Source organism: Empedobacter sp. 225-1 (assembly GCF_030328185.1).
GTDB classification, from domain to species: domain Bacteria; phylum Bacteroidota; class Bacteroidia; order Flavobacteriales; family Weeksellaceae; genus Empedobacter; species Empedobacter stercoris.
The window spans coordinates 1-22,957 of sequence record NZ_JACALO010000044.1; the positions used below are offsets into that span (position 1 = coordinate 1).

At 33.4% G+C, this 22,957-nt stretch carries 23 protein-coding genes; 10 read left to right on the top strand and 13 right to left on the bottom strand.

Annotated features, from left to right (window positions below):
• Positions 1-88 precede the first annotated feature (88 nt).
• The 3 genes from gyrB to HX088_RS11945 form a co-directional block, all read right to left on the bottom strand.
• Positions 89-2,032, bottom strand: a complete 1,944-nt coding sequence (gyrB, locus tag HX088_RS11935; protein WP_171621837.1) for a DNA topoisomerase (ATP-hydrolyzing) subunit B — start codon at positions 2,030-2,032, stop codon at positions 89-91.
• Positions 2,033-2,226: 194 nt separating this feature from the next.
• Entirely contained in the window at positions 2,227-2,856 is a 630-nt protein-coding gene (gene rsmG, locus HX088_RS11940; RefSeq protein WP_171621836.1) for a 16S rRNA (guanine(527)-N(7))-methyltransferase RsmG, read from the bottom strand.
• Positions 2,857-2,859: 3 nt separating this feature from the next.
• A complete protein-coding gene (locus HX088_RS11945) occupies positions 2,860-3,306 on the bottom strand; it encodes an XrtF-associated fRMsr-like GAF protein (RefSeq protein ID WP_284583218.1) in 447 nt (148 codons plus the stop codon).
• 98 nt (positions 3,307-3,404) lie between these two features.
• Between HX088_RS11945 and xrtF the strand changes: the two genes are divergently transcribed.
• Both xrtF and HX088_RS11955 read left to right on the top strand, forming a co-directional pair.
• Complete coding sequence (xrtF, locus tag HX088_RS11950; RefSeq protein WP_225539730.1) at positions 3,405-3,947, top strand: exosortase family protein XrtF; 543 nt, start codon at positions 3,405-3,407, stop codon at positions 3,945-3,947.
• Positions 3,937-4,383, top strand: a complete 447-nt coding sequence (locus tag HX088_RS11955; RefSeq protein ID WP_284583217.1) for an exosortase F system-associated membrane protein — start codon at positions 3,937-3,939, stop codon at positions 4,381-4,383. Before xrtF ends, HX088_RS11955 begins: the two co-directional genes overlap by 11 nt.
• A 33-nt stretch (positions 4,384-4,416) precedes the next feature.
• Here HX088_RS11955 and HX088_RS11960 read toward each other — a convergent pair whose 3' ends face one another.
• Positions 4,417-4,734 (bottom strand): hypothetical protein, encoded by a 318-nt coding sequence (locus HX088_RS11960; RefSeq protein WP_171621832.1) that lies wholly within the window; start codon positions 4,732-4,734, stop codon positions 4,417-4,419.
• Between the two features lie 15 nt (positions 4,735-4,749).
• On the bottom strand, positions 4,750-5,499 hold the full coding sequence (rlmB, locus tag HX088_RS11965) for a 23S rRNA (guanosine(2251)-2'-O)-methyltransferase RlmB (RefSeq protein ID WP_171621831.1): 750 nt from the start codon (positions 5,497-5,499) through the stop codon (positions 4,750-4,752).
• 337 nt (positions 5,500-5,836) lie between these two features.
• Between rlmB and HX088_RS11970 the strand changes: the two genes are divergently transcribed.
• From HX088_RS11970 to HX088_RS11980, 3 genes are all read left to right on the top strand, one after another.
• Positions 5,837-6,631, top strand: a complete 795-nt coding sequence (locus tag HX088_RS11970) for a thymidylate synthase (RefSeq protein ID WP_188319218.1) — start codon at positions 5,837-5,839, stop codon at positions 6,629-6,631.
• An 88-nt stretch (positions 6,632-6,719) separates the two neighbouring features.
• The gene (locus HX088_RS11975) at positions 6,720-9,254 is read left to right on the top strand and encodes a M1 family metallopeptidase (protein WP_286484270.1); all 2,535 of its coding nucleotides are present in this window, start codon (positions 6,720-6,722) and stop codon (positions 9,252-9,254) included.
• A gap of 67 nt (positions 9,255-9,321) precedes the next feature.
• On the top strand, positions 9,322-9,813 hold the full coding sequence (locus tag HX088_RS11980) for a dihydrofolate reductase (protein WP_286484271.1): 492 nt from the start codon (positions 9,322-9,324) through the stop codon (positions 9,811-9,813).
• Positions 9,814-9,884: 71 nt separating this feature from the next.
• On the opposite strand, the gene HX088_RS11985 is transcribed toward HX088_RS11980, so the two are convergent.
• The 6 genes from HX088_RS11985 to HX088_RS12010 all read right to left on the bottom strand — a co-directional run bounded on the left by HX088_RS11985 (position 9,885) and on the right by HX088_RS12010 (position 15,581).
• The gene (locus HX088_RS11985; protein ID WP_188319221.1) at positions 9,885-11,219 is read right to left on the bottom strand and encodes an MFS transporter; all 1,335 of its coding nucleotides are present in this window, start codon (positions 11,217-11,219) and stop codon (positions 9,885-9,887) included.
• 18 nt (positions 11,220-11,237) lie between these two features.
• Entirely contained in the window at positions 11,238-11,870 is a 633-nt protein-coding gene (locus tag HX088_RS11990) for a bifunctional nuclease family protein (RefSeq protein ID WP_225539727.1), read from the bottom strand.
• A 109-nt stretch (positions 11,871-11,979) separates the two neighbouring features.
• Positions 11,980-12,936 carry an electron transfer flavoprotein subunit alpha/FixB family protein gene (locus HX088_RS11995; RefSeq protein ID WP_171621825.1) on the bottom strand — a complete coding sequence of 319 codons (957 nt, stop codon included), beginning with the start codon at positions 12,934-12,936 and terminating at the stop codon, positions 11,980-11,982.
• A 26-nt stretch (positions 12,937-12,962) separates the two neighbouring features.
• On the bottom strand, positions 12,963-13,709 hold the full coding sequence (locus tag HX088_RS12000) for an electron transfer flavoprotein subunit beta/FixA family protein (protein WP_286484272.1): 747 nt from the start codon (positions 13,707-13,709) through the stop codon (positions 12,963-12,965).
• 68 nt (positions 13,710-13,777) lie between these two features.
• Positions 13,778-14,611: a twin-arginine translocase subunit TatC gene (tatC, locus tag HX088_RS12005; protein WP_171621823.1), complete on the bottom strand. Its 834-nt coding sequence runs from the start codon at positions 14,609-14,611 to the stop codon at positions 13,778-13,780.
• Positions 14,612-14,615: 4 nt separating this feature from the next.
• A complete protein-coding gene (locus tag HX088_RS12010; protein WP_171621822.1) occupies positions 14,616-15,581 on the bottom strand; it encodes a KpsF/GutQ family sugar-phosphate isomerase in 966 nt (321 codons plus the stop codon).
• Positions 15,582-15,745: 164 nt separating this feature from the next.
• On the opposite strand from HX088_RS12010, the gene recQ reads away from it, so the two are divergent.
• From recQ to HX088_RS12035, 5 genes are all read left to right on the top strand, one after another.
• The gene (gene recQ, locus HX088_RS12015) at positions 15,746-17,947 is read left to right on the top strand and encodes a DNA helicase RecQ (RefSeq protein ID WP_225539726.1); all 2,202 of its coding nucleotides are present in this window, start codon (positions 15,746-15,748) and stop codon (positions 17,945-17,947) included.
• Positions 17,948-18,013: 66 nt separating this feature from the next.
• On the top strand, positions 18,014-19,549 hold the full coding sequence (gene gpmI / locus HX088_RS12020) for a 2,3-bisphosphoglycerate-independent phosphoglycerate mutase (RefSeq protein ID WP_286484273.1): 1,536 nt from the start codon (positions 18,014-18,016) through the stop codon (positions 19,547-19,549).
• A gap of 25 nt (positions 19,550-19,574) precedes the next feature.
• A complete protein-coding gene (locus HX088_RS12025; RefSeq protein ID WP_286484274.1) occupies positions 19,575-19,997 on the top strand; it encodes a BT0820 family HAD-type phosphatase in 423 nt (140 codons plus the stop codon).
• A complete protein-coding gene (gene map / locus HX088_RS12030) occupies positions 19,994-20,803 on the top strand; it encodes a type I methionyl aminopeptidase (RefSeq protein ID WP_225542198.1) in 810 nt (269 codons plus the stop codon). The genes HX088_RS12025 and map overlap by 4 nt, the downstream gene beginning before the upstream one ends.
• Before the next feature lie 34 nt (positions 20,804-20,837).
• Complete coding sequence (locus tag HX088_RS12035) at positions 20,838-21,587, top strand: class I SAM-dependent methyltransferase (RefSeq protein WP_221411924.1); 750 nt, start codon at positions 20,838-20,840, stop codon at positions 21,585-21,587.
• A gap of 62 nt (positions 21,588-21,649) precedes the next feature.
• Here HX088_RS12035 and HX088_RS12040 read toward each other — a convergent pair whose 3' ends face one another.
• Positions 21,650-22,384 (bottom strand): GLPGLI family protein, encoded by a 735-nt coding sequence (locus HX088_RS12040; RefSeq protein WP_286484275.1) that lies wholly within the window; start codon positions 22,382-22,384, stop codon positions 21,650-21,652.
• A gap of 18 nt (positions 22,385-22,402) precedes the next feature.
• The gene (locus HX088_RS12045; protein ID WP_286484276.1) at positions 22,403-22,828 is read right to left on the bottom strand and encodes a hypothetical protein; all 426 of its coding nucleotides are present in this window, start codon (positions 22,826-22,828) and stop codon (positions 22,403-22,405) included.
• Positions 22,829-22,957: the final 129 nt, after the last annotated feature.

Below are 22,957 nucleotides of genomic sequence, written 5' to 3' on the forward strand. Positions count from 1 at the left end.
CAAATACGAATATATGTACTGTTTAAAATAAAATTTTATTGGTCTAATCCTGTATCATTTTTTCAGGACGTTACAATTTTAAAACTGATTAAACATCAATTTTTGCGTAGTGTGCATTTTTCTCGATAAACTCACGACGAGGTGGTACATCATCACCCATCAACATAGAAAATACACGATCTGCTTCTGTCGCATTATCAATTGTTACTTTACGTAACGTTCTATGTTCTGGATTAAGAGTCGTTTCCCATAATTGCTCGGCGTTCATTTCCCCAAGACCTTTGTATCGTTGAATCGTTACACCTTTTCCTGAACCATCTGTAGAGAATTCAGCCGTTAAACGTTCACGATCTTTTTCGTCCCAAGCATATTCTGCTTTAGCTCCTTTTTTAATTAAATATAAAGGTGGTGTTGCAATATAAATATGTCCGTTTTCAATTAATTCTTTCATGTAACGGAAGAAGAAAGTCAAAATTAATGTCGCGATGTGAGAACCGTCGACATCGGCATCGGTCATAATTACTACTTTATGGTAACGTAGTTTTGCAATATTAAGTGCTTTCGAATCTTCTTCAGTTCCGATTGTTACCCCTAAAGCTGTATAAATATTTTTGATTTCTTCGTTATCTAAAACTTTATGCGCCATCGCTTTTTCAACATTTAAGATCTTACCACGTAATGGTAAAATTGCTTGAAAATGACGATCACGTCCTTGTTTTGCCGTTCCTCCGGCAGAATCACCCTCGACTAAGAATAATTCCGATTCTTCTGGTTTACGAGAAGAACAGTCTGCTAACTTCCCTGGTAATCCGCTTCCTCCCATAGGATTCTTACGTTGTACCATTTCACGAGCTTTCTTAGCTGCTTGGCGCGCTTTTGCTGCTAAAATTACTTTATCAACAATTATTTTCGCTTCAGCTGGATTTTCTTCTAAGAAATTTGTTAACATTTCTGCAACGATTTTATCAACCGCAGGAGAAACTTCAGAGTTTCCTAATTTCGTTTTAGTTTGACCTTCGAACTGAGGTTCCATAACTTTCACCGAAATTACAGCTGTTAATCCTTCACGGAAATCATCACCTACAATCTCAACTTTTTCTTTTGCAAGATTAAAGTTTTCTTCAGCGTATTTTTTCAGCGTACGCGTCAATGCACGGCGGAAACCAGACAAGTGCGTTCCTCCTTCGTGTGTATTAATATTATTTACATACGAATGTACATTTTCGTTATATGACGTATTGTATCGCATTGCAACCTCAACAGGAATTCCATCACGCTCACCTTCCATAAAGATGACTTTATCCATGATAGATTCTCTGTTTCCATCAACAAATTCAACAAATTCTTTTAATCCTTCTTCTGAATGAAAAGTTTCTGAGAAAGGATTTCCTTCTTCATCTTTTTGACGTTCGTCAACTAATACAATATTAATTCCTTTATTCAAGAAAGCTAACTCACGTAAACGATTTGCTAAAGTTGCATAGTTATACTCTCTAATCTCTTGGAAAATTGTATCATCTGGAGTAAAAGTAACAGTCGTACCGCTTTTATCAGTTGTTCCGACTTCTTTTACATCATACAAAGGCTTACCTTTCGAATATTCTTGAATATATTGTTTCCCGTTCTTAAAAACTTCTGCCGATAAATGGTTAGAAAGTGCATTAACACACGAAACTCCAACACCGTGCAAACCTCCAGAAACTTTATATGTATCTTTATCAAACTTACCTCCTGCACCAATCTTTGTCATTACAACTTCTAATGCAGATTTTCCTTCTTTTTTATGTAAGTCGACTGGAATACCACGTCCGTTATCTTCGACACGAATCGAGTTTCCCTCTAAAATTGTTACCTTGATTGTATCACAGTATCCTGCTAAAGCTTCATCAATAGAGTTATCAACAACCTCGTAAACTAAGTGGTGTAATCCTCTAACTCCGACGTCACCAATGTACATCGATGGACGAAGACGTACGTGCTCCATTCCTTCTAACGCTTGGATATTATCCGCCGTATATGTGTTATTACTCATAATATGTCTCTAACTTTTTAAAACAAACAAATATAGTGAATTTTGACGAAAAAACCTCTTAAAAAGAACTTAAAGTATTGGATAAAATAACGATTTTATGCACTTTTTTCTTAAAATCTAATAATTGAACTCATAAAAAAAACCGAAATCATTTTTAATCTGATTTCGATTAATTATTTATTAAATACTTAAAATTAAATATCTTTCTTTTCTAAGTAAACTACTTTTTTTGTTTCGAAAAACTCTTCTTCAAAAAAGTTTTGAATATCAAACAGTACAGCATTTGGAAAATCTGCTAATTCTTCTGTTAAATCGCCTCCTTTTAAATATAACAAGCCATTTGGAAAAGGATTAATCGCTTCTTTCTTGAATTTACCACGAATCCATTCTGCAAATCTTGGCATTGCTGTAACCGCACGTGAAACAACAAAATCGTACTTTTCTGTTAATTCTTCGGCGCGTTTTTGTTCTGCTTTTACATTCGTTAATCCTAAACCCTTTGCTACTCCTTGTACCACTTTGATTTTTTTACCAATCGAATCGACTAAATGAAAATTAACATTAGGAAATAATATAGCCAACGGAATCCCCGGTAAACCTCCTCCTGTTCCTACATCCAACACATCAGAACCATCTGCAAATTCCATCACTTTGGCAATAGCTAAAGAATGTAGAATATGATTGGTGTAAATTGCGTCGATATCCTTGCGAGAAACCACGTTTATTTGATCATTCCATTCTTTGTACAAATCTCCCACTTTTGAAAATTGCTCGATTTGCTTTTCTGTCAAATCTGGAAAATAGTTTAAAATAAGTTCTACCATCGATTAAATAATTTCTGAAACACGATTACAAACATAATCTAACAACTTGATATCTTCTTCCGTAAAAGGATCTATTGTATGCGAATCGATATCAATTTGCCCAATATTTACACCATTTTTGAAGATTGGGATTACTATTTCGGCTTTTGTTTCGATAGAACATGCCAAATAATTATCTTGTGCATATACATCTGGAACAACAAATGTTTGATTCGATTCAGCTACTTGACCACAAATTCCTTTTCCGTAAGGTATAATTGTATGATCCGTTGCTGCACCAACATAAGGCCCAAGTTTCAACTCGTTCTTATCTCCATTTCTGAAGTAAAACCCAACCCAATTGTAATAGTCTACTTCATCACTCAACAATTGACAAATCTTTTGTAACTTATCTTCTGTCGAAATTGCGCTATCAAAAATGACATCTACGCGTTTATGTAAATTTCGCATTTATTTAAAAATCTTGTGAAGCAAATTTATTGATTAATCATTACTTAATCAAAAGATGATGATTTTCATTTATATTTGTTTGAAATTATTTAACCTTAATGAAAGAATTTAAACCATTGTTGTTATTCCTTGCACGATTTTTAGGAACCTACATTATTCTAAGCATTGCGTACAAGTTATATTTGGATCAATATTTACCACACAATATACCAGATCCATTTACAAAATTCACTTCAGATATCACCGCTTTTTTCTTAAATAAGTTTGGTTTCTTTTCTTTCTCAAACATCGCAGAAAATCAACCTTGGATGCGCTTGATTGTTGATGGACAAGTCGCGTCAATTGTTAATGAAGGGTGCAATGCAATTTCAATTTTGATTATTTTCGTCTCATTTATCGTTGCTTTTTATACCAACTTAAAACAAACAATTTTATTTATTTTAGCTGGATTAGTCATATTATTTGTGATGAATATTTCGAGAATTATGTTACTCAACTATATATTTAGATACCACAACGAATACGGAAAAATGGCGCATGACTATTTATTTCCTGCTATAATTTATGGATCTATTGTTGTTCTTTGGATTGTTTGGATTAAATTTTTCGTTACAAAATACAATAAACAACATGCCAAATAAATACTTACGCTACGGAATTGCAGCTTTATTGGTTTTTGGATTAGTATTGGTCAGAAAATTTGAAGATACGTTGTTTTACGATCCTTTTATTCAATACTTTCATCTTGTTGGACATTCTAAGTTTCCTGATTTGGATATGGCTCAACTAAATGCAAGTCTTATGTTTCGTTACCTTATTAATACGTTATTAACAGTATTAATTGTTTGGTTTATTTTCTGGAAAAAGAATTATGTTAAATTCTCTATCATTATTATGATTATTGGATTAATCGTTCTTTTACCAATTTACAATTACCTTATTTCAACACAATTTTCTTCAGGTGAAATGGTTTTCTTTTACGTCAGACGATTTCTCATTCAACCCATGTTTTTATTGATTTTGATTCCTTGTTTTTATTACCAAGAAATACAACATAAAAAAGCGGTCGAAAATTAATTTTCGACCGCTTTTTTATGTTGTAAATTAGAATTATAGTAATCCCGATTCTTCTTTTTCGCGTTGAGCATCCAATTTAGCTTGCTCTTTTGCCGCTTCTTCTTGCGCTTTTTGTTCTGCAACTTTACGTTTTTCTTCCTCTGCGATTTTAGCATTTGCTTTATTCACAGATTTATATTTGTACAACCATCCCAAAAAACCTCCAAGAATAAATCCAATTCCAGCACCTCCTGTTATTCCAACTAGAAATTCTTTGTCCGAAAATAATCTCGAAACATCCAAATTTGTAAAGTAGTACATTGCCGCACTCAATGCGATCAATAAAATTCCGATAAGTGTAGAATAGCTCATAAATTATATTTTTCGTTAAAATAAATCTTGTAACATTCTTTGACGAACAGCTTCGTATAAGATTGCACCAGCCGCAACAGAAACATTCAATGATGCTGTTTGTCCAGCCATAGGCAATTTAACAATTTTATCTGAAATTTTCAAAATAGAATCCGAGACTCCATCTTCTTCACTTCCCATTACAACTGCTGCTGGAACGGCAAAATCTGCATCATAAATGTATTCTGCTGATTTTTCTGAAGCACTAAAAATAGTTATTCCTGATGATTGTAAATACTTGATTATATTAACTAAATTTCCTTCTTTACAAACAGGAATATTATATAACGCTCCTGTCGAAGTTTTAACTGCATCTGCATTTACAGAAGCTGAACCTTTTGTTGGAATAATTATCGCATCTACACCAACACATTCCGCTGTACGAGCGATAGCTCCAAAATTACGAACATCAGAAACGCGGTCTAAAATTAAAATAAATGGTGTTTTTCCTTTTTCCCAAATTTGAGGCAATACATTTTCAATTGAATCGAATTCGATTGGAGAAACAAACGCATAAACGCCTTGATGGTTTTTTCCTGTAAAACGATTTAGTTTTTCTACAGGCACATAACTTACAGGAATTTCGTACTCAGTCACCAATTTTCTCAATTCTGAAAAAATCTCTCCTTGTAAACCTTTTTGAATAAAAATTTTATCGATTGTTTTACCTGCTTCAATCGCTTCTATTACTGGTCTTAAACCAAAAATTCCTGCTTCGTTTTTCATAACTGCAAAGATAAAAAAATTATACGTAACTATTTACCTATCCTTCTCCTCAATTGTTGTAAATAATTTGGAAAGCTCATATACAACATACATCCAATGATAACAAGTGAAATCATTGACATTAAATTTAGCTTGATGTGAATGATTTTTGATACAAAAACGACAACCAAAACAACGTTGAATAACGTTTGAAAATAAAAATGTTGCGCAATTTTTCGTCCAAAATCTGATTTGCTATACGAAGCAAAAAACATAAAAATCACTAAAATCGATAAGATCAAGCTAAACTTCATTCTAAAAAAAATTCTTAAATTTGAAAGGTTAAATATAATGAGAAATGCAACAGTATCACGATTTATGTAAAAAGGTTTTAGCAGAAGGTTCTTTCAAAGAAGATAGAACAGGAACAGGAACGAAAAGTATTTTTGGTTACCAAATGCGCTTCGATTTATCGAAAGGATTTCCTTTGGTGACGACAAAAAAATTACATTTAAAATCGATTATCTACGAATTGTTGTGGTTCTTGAAAGGTGATACAAATATCAAATATTTAACAGATAATGGCGTAAGAATTTGGAACGAATGGGCAGACGAAAATGGAGATTTAGGTCCTGTTTATGGACATCAGTGGCGTTCTTGGGGAAAAGAAAACGGAGAAGTTGTCGATCAAATAAAAGTTGCGATTGATCAAATAAAAAACAATCCAGATTCGCGCCGAATTATAGTTTCTGCTTGGAATGTTGGTGAATTAGACCAAATGGCTTTGGCACCTTGTCATGCCTTTTTCCAGTTTTATGTAAATGACGATAAATTATCTTTGCAATTGTATCAGCGTAGTGCAGATATTTTCTTAGGTGTACCATTTAATATTGCATCTTATGCTTTATTACAGATGATGGTAGCGCAGGTTTGTGATTTAGAAGTAGGCGATTTTGTTCACACATTTGGAGATGCGCATATTTACAAAAATCATTTCGAACAAGTTGAATTACAATTAACTCGTGAACCTTATCCATTACCAACAATGAAAATAAATCCGAATGTAAAAAACATTTTTGATTTTGAATACGAAGATTTCGAATTAGAAAATTATCAAGCACACCCACATATCAAAGGGATTGTAGCTGTATAATCATAAAATATACTTAAAGTCTCCTATTTGGAGGCTTTTTTTGTAACTTTTTGAGAAATTTATCAACCAATAAAAATAAAATTTTACGATGAAAAAACGAATCCTTTGGCTTACATCAGCCTTTATTATATCAAGTCTTACTCATGCTCAAGTCATGACTCCACCACCGAGCTACAACGAAAAACAAACGAATCAAATCGATATTTACCGTGCAGAAGCAGAACGTATCAATAACCTTGTTCATACAAAATTAGATTTGAAATTTGATTATGCGAAAGAACACGTTCTGGGTGAAGCTTGGGTTACGTTAAAACCACATTTCTATTCAACTTCTAAGGTTACTTTGGATGCAAAAGCAATGTTGATTCACGAAGTTGCTTTGGTAAATGGTGCAACAAAGAAAAAATTAAATTACAAATACGACGATTTACAATTAGTCATCGATTTAGACAAAGAATACAAAAAAGATCAAGAATACACTCTTTACATCAACTATACAGCGCGACCAAATGAAGTAAAACAAGAAGGAAGTGCAGCTATAAATGATGCAAAAGGAGTTTATTTTATCAATGCTAAGGGAGATCGTGCAAACTATCCAACTCAGATTTGGACACAAGGCGAAACTGAATCTTCTTCTTGTTGGTTCCCAACAATTGACAAAACAAATCAAAAAACTTCGCAAGAAATTACCTTAACATATCCTGATAAATACGTTTCATTATCAAACGGAACGATGAAATCTTCGAAGAAAAATACAGACGGAACAAAAACTGATTATTGGAAATTTGATAAAAAACATGCGCCTTATTTATTCTTTTTCGGAATTGGAGATTATGCAGTAATCAACGATAAATGGAAAAATATCAATGTTGATTATTATGTAGAGCCTGAATATAAAGATGTTGCGAAGCAAATTTTTGGAAATACGCCAGAAATGATCCAGTTCTTTTCTGATAAACTAAACTATCCTTATCCTTGGGACAAATATGCACAAATGACCGCTCGCGAGTACGTTTCTGGAGCAATGGAAAATACAACTGCATCGTTGTTTCATGATGGTGTTCAACAAAAAGCGGGGCAATTAATCGACGAAAACACGGCTGAATATGTAATTGCCCACGAATTATTTCACCATTGGTTTGGTGATTTAGTAACGGCTGAAAGTTGGGGAAATCTAACTGTTAATGAATCGTTTGCAAACTATTCAGAATATTTGTGGTTTGAACATAAATACGGGAAAGAGAAAGCAGATGAACATCGCTACAACGAAATGTTTGGCTACAAACAAGGCGATGGACCAACAAAAAAATTGGTTCGAATTCACTACAATTCGCGCGAAGATATGTTTGATGGCGTTTCGTACAACAAAGGAGGGTTAATCTTACATATGTTGCGAAATTTCTTAGGTGATGACGCTTTCTTCAAAGGATTGAATAAATACCTAAAAGACAATGAATACGGAAAAGCAGAGGCTGTACAATTACGCTTAGCTTTAGAAGAAGTTTCAGGACGTGATTTGAATTGGTTTTTTAATCAATGGTATTTCGAAAATGGACATCCAAAATTGACGTTTGTATCAGATTATTCTTCAGTAAATAAAAAGGTAAAAGTGGTTGTTCGTCAAGATACTTCGAAATTGTTTGAATTTCCGTTCGCAATTGACATCGTTGAAAATGGAAAAACAACTCGTCAACAAGTTTGGGTTCCGAAAAAAGCCGAAACTGTGTTTGAATTTGACGTAAATCAAAAGCCTGAAGTTGTTATTCCAAATGCTGATCAAGTTTTATTAGCTGATATAGAAGATAAAAAAACAGTTGAAGATTTTATTGCACAATACAAAGCTGGAAAAGGAAATTACACAACGCGTTTATTAGCGATTGAAGCAATGGCAAATGCGCAAGCAACTAATCCAAAAGCGGCTGATGCGTTGATTAATGCATTAGACGATTCATTTGATGGGTTACGAATTTATGCCATTCAGAGATTAGATACAAAATCGAAAACAATCATAGATAAAGCCACTTCGAAATTAAAACAATTGGCTTCCAACGATCCAAAAACATTGGTACAATCTGCTGCGTTAAATGCGTTAAATGACGCATCGATATATGAAGCAGCACTTTTTGAAAAAGCTTCTAAAAGTCCATCGTTCAGTGTACAAGGTGCTGCATTAACAGGAATATTAAAAAATAATCCTTCAAAAATTAATGAAATAACAACAAATCTTGAAAACGAAGTGATCAAAAGTTCACCTGATTTAGCAATGGCTTTAGTTCCGACTTGGATAAAAAATAATCAATTTGATAAAGCAGTTTTAATTTCAGAATCTGCTGCGATGTATGAATTCGTAAAATTCCAAGATATAGAAAAAGGAAAAGTTGCAGAACAAGCTTTTAATTGGATTATGAATAATGACACACCCGATGCAACTGCTGAAATTGCAAAAACGTATGCTCGTTACTATCCGTATTTGAAAGAGCAAAATCCACAAGCTGGACAAGCGATAAAGATGATGGCAGAAAAAGCACTTCAAATTAAAACGAACACTGCTAAAACAATGAAATCGGCATCTATTGTAAAACAAGTAGAACAATTACAAGAAGCAATAAATAAAATGAAATAATTCTTTAAAATTATTATATTTGTTAAACTATCCTCGCAAAAGGATAGCTTTTTTTACCTTAAAGCTTATGATAAACATTGTAGTAGCAAAAGCAAGTAACAACGTTATTGGCGCAAAAAATAATTTGATTTGGCATTTACCTAATGACTTGAAACATTTCAAAAATTTAACAACTGGACACCCTATCATTATGGGAAGAAAAACGTTTGAATCACTTGGACGTCCTTTACCTAATCGCACCAATATTGTCGTCACAAGAGATTTAAATTGGAATGCAGATGGAATTGTAAAAGTGAACTCTTTAACAAATGCCTTAGAAGAAGCTCGAAAGTTAAATGATGAGATTGATATACTTGGCGGTGGAAACATCTACAAACAAGCGATGGAATTTACAGATGTTTTATATGTAACAGAGGTTCATTATGAATTTGATGGTGACACTTATTTTCCAGAAATTGATTTGGATGAATGGGAAGAAGTAAAACGAGAAGATTTTAAGAAAGACGAAAAACACCCTTATGCTTATTCGTTTGTGACGTATAATAGAATTGAAAAATAATAAACTCTTATCCATAAAAAAAAGCAAGAATTAACATTCTTGCTTTTTTATTTTATTTCTTAAGTTACAACTTAGTGTTTAACTTCTTCTAATTCGTTTGGATTGTGTTTGTACTTGAACACAATTGCAAATAAAATTGTTACAACTAAAGCATATCCAGCAAAAATAAACCAAGAATGCCTCCATCCTTCTAATTGCAAATTCAGATCTGTTTGGCTGTATACATAATGATTGACAATATACTGTGCAATCAACATACCTATTGTTGCCCCAAATCCATTTGTCATCATCATAAAAACTCCTTGTGCCGAGGAACGAATCTCTTCATCTGTTTCCTTGTCAACATATAATGAACCTGAAACATTAAAGAAATCGAAAGCGATTCCATAAACAATCATAGATAGAATAAACATCCAAACACCTGGTCCTGGATCACCTAATCCAAATAATCCAAAACGTAACACCCAGCCTACCATTGCCATTAACATAACGATTTTAATTCCGAAACGTTTTAATACGAATGGAATTAACAGAATACACAACGTTTCAGAAACCTGAGACAAGGAAATTAATGCATTAGCATTACTTGCTCCCCATGTATTAGCATACTCTGGAATATCCTTAAAAGTTGTAATAAACGGATTTGCATATCCATTGGTAATTTGCAATGAAACCCCTAACAACATTGAAAAAATAAAGAAAATTGCCATCTTTCTATCTTTGAATAATGCAAAGGCCTTCAAGCCAAATGCATCTGAAAGTGATTGTTTTTCTGAACTTTTGTTTATAGGACAGTTTGGCAATAAAAAGCTAAATAGAAACAATACAACTCCTAAAACTCCTGAAACAAAGAATTGAAAATAATTGGATTGAAAACTAACGAATGTAGGATCATTTGAAAAATTAAACCCAAAAACACCGTCTTTAAATCCAGAAAAATTAACAAATAACATCGCTACAATAAACCCAATTGTACCAAACGTTCTGATTGGTGGAAAAGCTTTGATTGTGTCTAAATTATTTTGTTTTAAAATTGTATAAGCTGTAGAGTTAGAAAGGGCGATTGTTGGCATAAAAAACGCCACACTAACTGAATAAAGTGTAAATATCGTCGTAAAATCTACATTGTTTCCAGCTGTCATTCCATAATAACCTGCTGCAAACATAAAAATAGCAGCTAATAAATGATTTAATCCCAACAAACGTTGTACAGGAATCCACCTATCCGCTACAATACCCATAATGGCGGGCATAAAAATTGATACAATACCTTGCATCGCGTAAAAAAGACCAATTTTTGGACCTAAGCCAACTGATCCTAAGTAATTTCCCATCGAAGTAAGGTATGCTCCCCATACCGCAAACTCAAGGAAACTCATGATTGTAAGTCTAAGCTTTACAGACATAATTATTTGAAATAGTTATTAGTTTTCCATGTTATCGATTTGATCACGAAGGCGAGCTGCCAATTCGTAATCTTCATTTTTCACAGCTTTTTCCATCTCAGCTTCAAGCTCAGATTTTGTCCAACCTTCATATTCGTTGATATCAGACAAATCACTTTCCAAACCTGCTAAGATATCTAAATCATCTTCGAAGTTATTTGCTGCGCGACGTATATTTTCTTCTTCTTCAATAACGTCCAAATGAATTCCAGCTTTCTCTACAACATTTTCGTAGGCATAAATAGGTGCATTGAAGCGAACTGCTAATGCAATTGCATCAGATGTTCTCGAATCTATTTCAGCACGACCTCCCTCTTCATTCAAAAAAACAATATTCGAATAAAAAACGCCATCTTCTAATTTATAAATATAAATTGAATCAACATTCAAACGAAATTCTTTTCCTAACGAGACAAACAAATCGTGTGTTAATGGACGAGGTGGATTAATATCTTTCTCTAAAGCTAATGCGATCGACTGTGCCTCGAAGCTCCCAATAATAATCGGCAACTTTCTTCCTCCTACACTTTCCTCTAAAATCAAAGCATACGCTCCGGTTTGAGTTTGACTGTAAGAAATTCCCTTAATATTTAATCTAATTAAATTGTCCATTTGGGCGTAAATCTATGAAAAACTGACGAATATTTAATATTTTTTTAATAGATAAAAAAAATCCGAATCACCTAAATGATTCGGATTGAATTTATAATCTTTAAAATGATTAAGCTTGACCTTTGTATTTTTTTAACTCTTCTGTTAATTTAGGTACAATCTCAAAAGCGTCACCTACTATTCCGTAATCGGCAGCTTTAAAGAAAGGTGCTTCTGGATCATTGTTAATGACAACAATCGTTTTAGACCCGTTTACTCCAGCTAAGTGCTGAATTGCACCTGAAATACCAACTGCGATGTATAGATTTGGTGCAATTGCTTTACCTGTTTGTCCTACGTGTTCTTCGTGAGGTCTCCAGCCGATATCTGCAACTGGTTTAGAAGAAGCTGTAGCCGCTCCTAAAACTTTTGCTAAATCTTCGATCATTCCCCAGTTTTCTGGACCTTTCATTCCACGGCCAGCAGAAACTACGATATCCGCTTCTTTCAAATCAATTTTATCAGAAGAAGCCATTTCTGTTGAAACAACTTTTACTTTTACATCTGCATCAGAAACTGCAACTGTAGCTGACTCTTCTGAACCAGAAACTGCATTTTCTTTAGCTCCAAAAGCATTTTGCAAAACTGTTACAACTACTTTTCCTGAAACTGCAACTGTTTCGATTCCTTTACCAGAAAATGCTTTGCGTGCAACTGTAAAAGGAGAAACTGCAGTAGGTGCTTTTTCTACGTTAGTTACTAAGGACGCTCCTGTTTTGAATGCTAGAACTGGCGCTACCGTTGCTCCTTCATTTGTTGATGGTAATACCACAACATCTCCTTGAGCAACTTCAGCCAAAGCTTTTGCATAAGAATTTGCATCAAATTTTGCTAAAGCTGCATTATCAACTTTAACTACTTTAGATGCTCCATATTGATATAATTCGTCAGCAGCAGCATTTCCGAAAACGATTGCTGTTACAGTATCTCCTGCAACGTCTGCAGTAGCTTTAGCATAAGAAACTGCTTCTAATCCTGCTTTTTTATATTTTCCGTCGTGTGACTCAGCGTATACAAAAATTGCCATTTTTTAATTTCTTTTTAGGTGAATAATTAGATTACTTTAGCTTCTTCGTGTAATAATCTTACCAATTCTGCTACGTTGTCTTTGTCAATTAATGTTACATTACCTCTTTCAGCAGGTTTTACATAACCAACAACCTCAACTTTTGTTTCTGTCGCTTCTGCAGCAACAACATTGATTTGTTTTGTACGAGCTTGCATAATTCCACGCATGTTAGGAATACGTAAAGCTGATTCTTCTACCAAACCTTTTTGCCCTGCGATTACAGCTGGTAAAGCAACTTCTACAGTTTCTTTTCCGCCGTCAATTTCACGAACTGCTTTTGCAGAAGAACCTTCTACATCAAGACCGATACATCCGTTTACAAAACCGTAATCTAAAATTGCTGCAACTAATCCTGGTACAGAACCCCCGTTGTAATCAATTGATTCTTTTCCTGTCAATACCAAATCGAAACCACCGTCTTTAGCAGCTTTTGCAATTTGTGTAGCAACGAAGAAATCATCGCGTGCATCAGCATCAATTCGAATTCCATCATTCGCACCAATAGCTAAGGCTTTACGCATAACTGGATCTACTGTTGCATCACCTACCGTTAAAATTGTAACAGTAGCACCTTGTTTTTCTTGTAATTCTACTGCTTTATTTAAACTAAATTCATCATGCGGGTTAATAACGAACTGAACCCCATTTTTATCAAATGATTTTCCGTCAGCTGTGAAGTTGATTTTTGCTGTAGTATCTGGTACACTACTAATACAAACTAATATCTTCATAATTTTGTGTTTACTTTTTCTTTTATGTAAAAATAACTAATTTATTTTATTATGCAAGCATAACATTGTTAATTCTTTACTAAGTCGTTACTTTTTCCTTTCAATTGAGTTTTATAAACTGATTGTGAAATTATTATACTCAATTCGTACAATAACCAAAGTGGTATTGTAACTAAAACCATACTATATACATCATTTGGTGTAATTACTGCTGCAATCACTAATACAACGATAAAAGCATGTTTACGATACTCTTTTAAGAATGTTGGAGTTAAAATTCCAATACTCGTTAAGAAGTACACAAAAATTGGCATTAAAAACATGACTCCCATCGATAATAATAATTGAACAAATAAATCAATATAACTTGGCAAAGTCCACGTGTTTCCTACACCAAAAGGGTCATATGTAAATAAAAATTGTGTACATAAAGGCAATAATAAATAATAACTAAACAATACACCTAATACAAAGAAAAAAGAAACAGCAAAGATGGTAAATCCAGCATATTTGCGTTCTGATTCTTTTAAGGCTGGTTTTACAAATCGCCATATTTCGAAAATAATATAGGGAATAGCAATAATAATTCCGCAAACTATAATAGCAAAAAATTGAGAGGTTATTTGCCCTGAAGGGTTAAGATTGGTCAAATCTTTTGAGATATCGAATGACTCTGTATAGATTTTTCCAAAACCTGTTAATTCTCCAAATTGATTAAAAATGTCAAACGTCCGAAAATTTGATTTCAGCGGAGCCATAATTACATGCTCAACCAACTCGTCCCAATAAAGTGCAACAGCAATTGACGTGATAATAATCGATAATATTGAACGAACCAAATGTCCTCTTAACTCACCTACATGAGCCAAAAAAGACATATTCGATGTTGAATTATTTGCCATACGCTTATTCGATTCCTTCGTTTAAAATTGAGTGAATATCCAAAATGCCATAATAGTGATTTTCTTCATCCACTACGACCAATTGACCAATACTATTGTGACGAAGAATTGCTAAAGCCTCGCGTGCTTTTTCAGTTTTTTGAATTGTTTTCGGATGCATTGAAGCGATATCTTTCGCTTTTAAATGTGTAAATGACTCATTATTCAATAACATTCGGCGCAAATCTCCATCTGTAATAACTCCCACAATTTTATCTTCATCCAAAATCACAGTGATTCCATGACGCCCCGAAGTCAATGAATTGATCACTTCTGAAATTGAAGATTCTGGCCCTACAAAAGGTTTTCTTTCTGGATCAACAATATTTTCCACCGTCCACAAAAGTCGTTTTCCTAAGGCTCCTCCAGGATGATATTTTGCAAAATCATTTTGTGTAAATGCTCTCATTTTCATCAAAGCAACAGCCAAGGCATCTCCCATTAGTAATTGTGCTGTAGTAGAAGTTGTCGGCGCCAAATTAACTGGACAAGCCTCTTTTTTGATATTCACATCCAAAACAATGTCAGAATTTTTAGCTAATTCTGACTTCAAGTTTGAAGTCAATCCAATCAAAACAGCAGCATACTGTTTAAGTATCGGAGCTAAATACGTAATCTCTGGTGTATTTCCACTTTTCGAAATACAAATCACAACATCTTCTGGTCGTACAAGACCTAAATCGCCATGAATAGCTTCTGTCGCATGTAAAAATTGACTTGGAGTTCCAGTAGAATTTAGTGTTGCTACAATTTTATTTGCAATATGCGCACTCTTTCCCACTCCTACAACTACCAATTTTCCTTTCGTGTTATATATCGCATTTACCGCATCAACAAAAGACTCGCTAATACGAGAAGCTATCGCTTCTAACTCAAGAATTTCTTCTCTAAAAACTTCCTGAGCAATTTGTATTATTTCTGAATTTTTCACAATAAAATTTCTATTGTCTATTTTTAAAATTTGTCGTACTTTTACTCTCCTTTTTTATTTACACTCAATTATATATAAAACATATCAAAATTTTGTGTATATTTAAGAGTTATCAAATATAGGAACTATTTAATTTATAATATTAATTTTAGTCTTTTGTGTAGATGGAAGCCACTTCGAAAAACTTAACATCTTACCTAAAAAAATATTTTGGTTTCGACCAATTTAAAGGACAGCAGCACGAAATCATTACAAGCTTACTAAATAAAGAAGATGTATTTGTTTTGATGCCAACTGGCGGAGGTAAGTCTTTATGTTATCAACTACCGGCATTAATGTCAGATGGAGTCGCGATTATTGTTTCACCTTTAATCGCCTTAATGAAGAATCAAGTAGACGCAATACGAGGAATTTCTGAAAATGATGGAATTGCGCACGTATTAAACTCATCTTTGAATAAGTCAGAAACAAAAACTGTGATGACGGATATCAAAAATGGAGTAACAAAAATGTTATATGTTGCACCCGAATCTTTGACAAAAGAAGAATACATCGATTTTTTTAAATCGGTTCAAATTTCTTTTTTTGCTATTGATGAAGCGCACTGTATTTCTGAATGGGGACACGATTTTAGACCAGAATATCGTAACCTAAAATCTATTATCAACAGAATTGGTGATGCGCCAATTATTGCGTTGACTGCAACAGCAACACCTAAAGTACAAGAAGATATTCAGAAAACTTTGGGAATGCAAAGTGCGAAAGTATTTAAAGATTCTTTTAATCGTACGAATTTATTTTACGAGATCCGTCCAAAAGTTGATCAGGACAAACAAATTATCAAATTTATCAAACAAAACGATGGTAAATCTGGTGTCATTTATTGTTTAAGTCGTAAAAAGGTTGAAGAAATTACTCAACTTTTACAAGTAAACGGGATCAATGCAATTCCTTACCACGCTGGTTTGGATGCAAAAACACGTAGCAAACACCAAGATATGTTCTTGATGGAAGATGCAAGTGTTGTTGTTGCAACAATAGCTTTTGGAATGGGAATCGATAAACCTGACGTACGTTTTGTGATGCATTATGATATGCCAAAATCGTTAGAAAGTTATTACCAAGAAACTGGTCGTGCTGGTCGCGATGGCGGTGAAGGTATATGTATTGCTTTCTACGATTATAAAGATATCGAAAAACTGGAGAAATTCTTAGCGAGCAAACCTGTTGCTGAACGAGAAGTTGGAATGCAGTTACTTTCTGAAGTGGTTGCCTATGCCGAAACTTCGATGTCTCGTCGTAAATTTTTGTTGCATTATTTTGGTGAAAATTTTGACGACAAAAATGGTGAAGGCGCAAATATGGACGACAACATGCGCAATCCGAAGAAAATGACAGAAGCAAAAGAAGATGCAATAATCGCATTAGATGTTGTTCAGAAAACGAATCAAAAGTTAAAACTTAATGATATCGTTAATGTTATTGTTGGAAAAGAAACTTCAATTACAAAATCGTATAATTTAAGTTCTGAAAAATTCTTCGGAATTGGAAAAGAAAAAGAAGATTATTATTGGAAATCTATCTTACGTCAATTAATTGTTCATAATTTATTAGAGAAAGAAATCGAATCTTATGGTGTTTTAAAAATAACCAAAGACGGAAAAGATTTCATCAATAAGCCAACTTCGTTTGAAATTGCTGAGGATATTGATTTCAAAAAATTATTATCAGAAGGTAGCTTCGATAAAGAAGAAACGTCTACTGCTCCAATTGCCTTTGATGATGTTTTATTGAAACAATTAAAAGATTTACGTAAAAAAATCTCTAAAAAACATCAAATTCCTCCTTTTGCAGTATTTCAAGATTCGAGTTTAGATGACATGACGATGCAATATCCAACAACGGTTAAGGAATTAACAAATGTGTATGGAGTTGGAGAAGGAAAAGCTCAAAAATTCGGAAAAGATTTTGTTGATTTTATTGCACAATATGTAAAAGACAATGACATTATTCGTCCAGAAGACATGGTGATTAAACAAGTAGCTGACAAATCAAGCCACAAAGTTTACATTATACAGTCAACTGATAGAAAATTGAATTTGGAAGATGTTGCTGAAGCAAAAAACATGTCGATGAGCGATTTACTCTCTGAAATGGAAAGTATTGTTTATCAAGGAACAAAATTAAATATCAATTATTATATTGACGAAGTATTGGACGAAGACCAACAAGAAGAAATCTATGATTTCTTGATGGATGCAGATTCGGATTCAATGACTTCATTGTTAGATGAGTTTGGTGACGATTATGATGAAGAGGAATTACGTTTAATGCGTATCAAATTTATCAGTGAAGTTGCAAATTAATCCTCATTAAAAATAAACTTTTCAGCCCAATGATTGTTATCTTTGGGCTGAATTATTACAAAACAAATGAACAACAAAGCAATATTAATGATTTTAGACGGTTGGGGAATTGGACCAAACCCTGCTGTTTCTGCAATCGCTCAAGCGAATACACCTTTTATAGATAGCTGTTTCGAAAAATTTCCTCATTCTACTTTAGACACCTTTGGTTTAGCTGTTGGTTTACCAGAAGGTCAAATGGGAAATTCGGAAGTTGGACACATGAATTTAGGTGCTGGACGCGTCGTCTTTCAGAACTTAGTTCGTATCAATATGGCAGTTGAAAATGGTACATTACAAAATGAACCTATCTTAAAAGATGCTTTTCAATATGCTTTAGACCATAACAAAAAAGTACATTTCATCGGATTAGTTTCTGATGGTGGTGTACATTCGCATATCAATCATTTGAAAGGCTTGTTAGATGCAGCCAATCAATCTGGTTTAAATCAAAATGTATTTGTTCATGCTTTCACAGATGGTCGCGATACTGATCCTAAATCTGGCGAAGGATTTATCACAGAATTGATGAATCACATGACAAAATCAACAGGAGAAATCGCTTCAATAACAGGTCGATATTATGCGATGGACCGTGATAAACGTTGGGAACGTGTAAAATTAGCCTACGATGCAATGGTAAATGCGGTTGGTACACCAACAACAAATCCATTAGAAGCCATTCGTACATCATATACTAATGAGGTGACTGATGAATTCATCAAACCAATTATTATTACAGATGATACAGGACAACCAAAAGCTAAAATAGCAAATGATGATGTGGTAATCTGTTTTAATTTTAGAACTGATCGTGGTCGTGAAATCACAGAAGTTTTAACACAGCACGATTTTCCAGAATTTGGAATGCATAAATTAAATCTAAAATATATCACTCTTACAGAATATGATGCTACATATACTGGAGTTGCGGTAATTTTTGATGAGAAAAATATTGTAAATACGTTAGGAGAAGTTATTGCGAATGCTGGTCGTAAGCAAATTCGTATTGCTGAAACTGAAAAATATCCCCACGTAACTTTCTTTTTCAATGGTGGTCGCGAAGAACCTTTCGTTGGTGAATCTCGTATTTTATGTGCTTCGCCAAGAGATGTTGCGACTTACGATTTGAAACCAGAAATGGCAGCATATGATATTACAAATGCAATTGTACCAGAAATCGAAAAAGAATCAGCGGATTTCATTTGTCTTAACTTCGCTAATACAGATATGGTTGGACATACAGGTGTTATGTCTGCGGCAATAAAAGCTGCTGAAGTAGTAGATTCTTGTGCGGAAAAAATTATAAATGCAGCTTTAGAACATGGTTACAATGTGGTGATTTTGGCTGATCACGGAAATTCAGATTTTATGATAAACGAAGATGGATCACCGAATACGCAACATACAACGAATCCTGTTCCATTTATTTTGGCTCAGAAAAATATCGAATGGAATGTTGAACATGGTAAACTTGGAGATATTGCACCTACTATTTTAACATTGATGGGAATTGAAATCCCAACAGAAATGACAGGACATATTATAATTCATAAAAAATAACCTACATAACTTTAAACTTACAAACATGATTAATAAAATTATTGCAGTTGACTTTGACGGAACTATTGTCGATGATAAATATCCAGAAATTGGTAAAGCAAAAATCTTTGCTTTCGAAACATTGAAACAATTACAAAACGATGGCTATAGACTTACCTTATGGACATATCGTAGTGGAAAAGCCTTAGACGAAGCAGTAGAGTTCTGTAAAAAAAATGGAATTGAGTTTTATGCAATTAACAATAGTTTTGACGGAGAAGATTTTGATAAAACTACACAAAGTAGAAAAATAAATGCCGATATCTTTATCGACGACAGAAATTTAGGTGGTTTCCCTGGTTGGAGTGACGTTTATCAAATCATTACAAAAAAGATTGAATTAAATGTACACGCTAATGGGCAAGAAGCGCCTAAGAAGAAAAAGAAAAAAGGATTTTTCGGATTATGATACATTTAAAAAGTAAAGAAGAATTAGAACTAATGTACCTAAGCGCTCAATTGGTTTCAAAAACCTTGGGTATGTTAGCCAAAGAAGTAGTGCCTGGTGTCACAACCAATCATTTAGATAAATTAGGAGGCGAATTTATTCGCGACAATGGCGGATATCCAGCATTTTTAGGAATGTACGATTTCCCTAAAAACCTTTGTATCTCACCTAATCAACAAGTTGTTCACGGAATTCCAAACGATAAACCTTTACACGAAGGTGATATTGTATCTGTAGATTGTGGAGTTTATATGAACGATTTTTACGGAGATCATGCTTATACATTTGCGGTTGGAGAAATTGATGCTGAAACAGAAAAATTACTTCGTGTTACAAAAGAATCTATGTTCAAAGGTATTGAACAAATGAAAAAAGGTAATCGCGTAGGTGATATTGGTTTTGCCATTCAACAACATTGTGAAAAAGAAGGTTACGGTGTCGTGCGTGAATTGGTAGGTCATGGATTAGGTCGCAAAATGCACGAAGAACCTCAGGTTCCTAATTATGGACGTCGCGGATCAGGTAAAAAAATAGAAGAAGGTTTAGTATTAGCAATCGAACCAATGGTAAATATGGGAACTGAAAAAGTTTTCTTTCACCCAGATGGTTGGACAGTTACTACACGCGATGACAAATATTCGGCTCACTTTGAGCACGATGTCTGTGTAGTAGATGGCGAACCAAAATTATTGTCAACTTATCAGTTTATTTACGATGCTTTAGGTATCAAATCTGACGAAGAAAAACCATTTTTATTCAAACCTTAAGAAAACTTTTGTGAAAAAGCTTTTAAAAAAAATCATGAATATTCTACCTCGTCCTTTACTGATTCAAGGTAGTTATATTATTCGTCCAGTTTTGGTTTGGTTCATGAAAGGAAATCGTTTCGTAGACCCAATAGATGGACAAGGTTATTACAGTTTGTTGCCTTATGGTTACGAAAAACAACGCGATAACGTGCTTTCTCCCGGAACTTTTTCGTTAGAAAGACATCGTTTGATGTGGTTATACCTCAAAAATGAAACTTCTTTTTTTACAGAAAAAGCAAAAGTTTTGCACATCGCACCTGAACAATCTTTTATCAAGCGTTTTCGCTCAATGAAAAACCTTGAGTACATTACAAGTGATATCGAGTCGCCTTTAGCCGATGTAAAAGCTGATATTTGCGATTTACCTTTTGGAGATGATACATTCGATATTGTTTTTTGTAATCACGTATTAGAACATATTCCTGATGATCACAAAGCCATGAGTGAATTATTTCGTGTGATGAAACCTGGTGGTTGGGGAATTTTTCAAGTTCCTATTTCGTATCAACGCGATGTGACTTATGAAGATCCAACGGTAACATCGAAAGAAGAACGAAAAGAAAAATTTGGACAATATGATCACGTTCGTGTCTATGGTTTAGATTATTACAAACGCTTAGAAGATGTAGGGTTTATCGTCGAGAAAGTTGATTATACCAAACAAATTCCGTCAGAAGATGTTCAAAAATACTGTTTAGAAAAAGGAGAAATTTTACCAGTTGTTCGCAAACCAATGGTATAATTCAAAAAAAATAGTCAAAACTAAAGCGTTACCTTTTATGGGTAACGCTTTTATTTTGGAAACTATTTTTCTACACCCTCATTTGATGATTTTCTTATCGAGTTTAAATCATCTTGCATTTCTTGAAAGGTTAAGATTTTACCTTTTGTTGGTAAAGTGATATCAAGTTTTTTAGTCAAAATTTCCAATTGATTAATTTTAAAAATCGTTTTGAAATATGGTGTAATAATTTCAGTTTGAAGAATCAAACCTGGCAAATTCGCAAAATTATACGGACCATCTTTGTACTTTATTTCTGGCGAATACCAAGCTATAAATGTATTTCCTTCCTTATCTTCTCCAATCGCTTTCACGACATTATAACCATTAATCACCGCTTTTTCTTTCGATAATTGCCAATTAAAATCAGGTATATTTTCTTTAACCAAATACGTTTTGACGTTAATATCAAATTGTTTATAATATTCATTTTTTGAAAAATCTTTATACAAAGGATTTTGTTCCGATTTCAAAATCTCTTGCACAACCATATCCGATTCATCTTGTGCATTATTTATTTTCGTATCAGCTTTGAAAATAGATAACACATTGTTACTTTCTAAAATAAAATCTACAAAAATACCTCGGTCAATTGCAGACTTGAAAGCGGTTTGTAAATTTTTGGGAAACATATCTTTGGATTGTTCGTAATCAAAAATAAATTCGGCTTTATACGTCGCTCTAATACTTTCTTTTTCTGACTGAGCAAAAAGATTAACTCCTAAAAATAATGTAATTCCTACAATTATATTTTTCATTTTATTGTGATTTTTTTATTATTTAAAGCTTCTACGGATATCCATTTTTTCATTCACCGATTTATTGAATTCTGGAAATGGTTGTGTGCTAAAATCTTTTACTTCAAGATTTATTTTTACATCATTTACATGTTGACTTTTATCTTCCTCCAAAAAAGTAGAATTCCAATTTCTATAACTCTCCTTTAAAATCCATTTATTTTGATAAGGTCGATATTTATACATCACCTCATTATTGATTGTGTATCCAAATTTCTCAGAATGTTCATTCTCTCTTTTTGCAAAACTTTCAACAATTGCAAACGTTTCTTTATCAATCAGAAAATTACAAACAAAATTAACTTTTGTATTTTTTAATTCTATCTCATACATATACTTATCAGCATATTTTGAAATCACAACACTTTTTTCATCATATTTTTTTTCAGAAAGTCTTTTTTGCACTCTTTCTACAAACTCTAAAAGAGATATATTATTAACTCGTAGTGCATTTAGGTAATATTAATTTTTAAGTTGTTAATATTTCTATTTTGGTTTCTGTTTATTGATTGAATAATAGTAAGCGTTAGTATT

Bases quoted from the DNA above. Each gene is read 5' to 3' on its own strand.
- HX088_RS11995 (WP_171621825.1), bottom strand. From the start codon at position 12,936: ATGGCAATTTTTGTATACGCTGAGTCACACGACGGAAAATATAAAAAA.
- HX088_RS12000 (WP_286484272.1), bottom strand. From the start codon at position 13,709: ATGAAGATATTAGTTTGTATTAGTAGTGTACCAGATACTACAGCAAAA.
- HX088_RS11980 (WP_286484271.1), top strand. From the start codon at position 9,322: ATGATAAACATTGTAGTAGCAAAAGCAAGTAACAACGTTATTGGCGCA.
- recQ (WP_225539726.1), top strand. From the start codon at position 15,746: ATGGAAGCCACTTCGAAAAACTTAACATCTTACCTAAAAAAATATTTT.
- rlmB (WP_171621831.1), bottom strand. From the start codon at position 5,499: ATGAAAAACGAAGCAGGAATTTTTGGTTTAAGACCAGTAATAGAAGCG.
- HX088_RS11990 (WP_225539727.1), bottom strand. From the start codon at position 11,870: ATGGACAATTTAATTAGATTAAATATTAAGGGAATTTCTTACAGTCAA.
- gyrB (WP_171621837.1), bottom strand. From the start codon at position 2,032: ATGAGTAATAACACATATACGGCGGATAATATCCAAGCGTTAGAAGGA.
- tatC (WP_171621823.1), bottom strand. From the start codon at position 14,611: ATGGCAAATAATTCAACATCGAATATGTCTTTTTTGGCTCATGTAGGT.
- HX088_RS11975 (WP_286484270.1), top strand. From the start codon at position 6,720: ATGAAAAAACGAATCCTTTGGCTTACATCAGCCTTTATTATATCAAGT.
- HX088_RS12025 (WP_286484274.1), top strand. From the start codon at position 19,575: ATGATTAATAAAATTATTGCAGTTGACTTTGACGGAACTATTGTCGAT.
- HX088_RS11960 (WP_171621832.1), bottom strand. From the start codon at position 4,734: ATGAGCTATTCTACACTTATCGGAATTTTATTGATCGCATTGAGTGCG.
- gpmI (WP_286484273.1), top strand. From the start codon at position 18,014: ATGAACAACAAAGCAATATTAATGATTTTAGACGGTTGGGGAATTGGA.
- HX088_RS11955 (WP_284583217.1), top strand. From the start codon at position 3,937: ATGCCAAATAAATACTTACGCTACGGAATTGCAGCTTTATTGGTTTTT.
- HX088_RS12035 (WP_221411924.1), top strand. From the start codon at position 20,838: ATGAATATTCTACCTCGTCCTTTACTGATTCAAGGTAGTTATATTATT.
- xrtF (WP_225539730.1), top strand. From the start codon at position 3,405: ATGAAAGAATTTAAACCATTGTTGTTATTCCTTGCACGATTTTTAGGA.
- HX088_RS12040 (WP_286484275.1), bottom strand. From the start codon at position 22,384: ATGAAAAATATAATTGTAGGAATTACATTATTTTTAGGAGTTAATCTT.
- rsmG (WP_171621836.1), bottom strand. From the start codon at position 2,856: ATGGTAGAACTTATTTTAAACTATTTTCCAGATTTGACAGAAAAGCAA.
- HX088_RS11985 (WP_188319221.1), bottom strand. From the start codon at position 11,219: ATGTCTGTAAAGCTTAGACTTACAATCATGAGTTTCCTTGAGTTTGCG.
- HX088_RS11945 (WP_284583218.1), bottom strand. From the start codon at position 3,306: ATGCGAAATTTACATAAACGCGTAGATGTCATTTTTGATAGCGCAATT.
- map (WP_225542198.1), top strand. From the start codon at position 19,994: ATGATACATTTAAAAAGTAAAGAAGAATTAGAACTAATGTACCTAAGC.
- HX088_RS11970 (WP_188319218.1), top strand. From the start codon at position 5,837: ATGCAACAGTATCACGATTTATGTAAAAAGGTTTTAGCAGAAGGTTCT.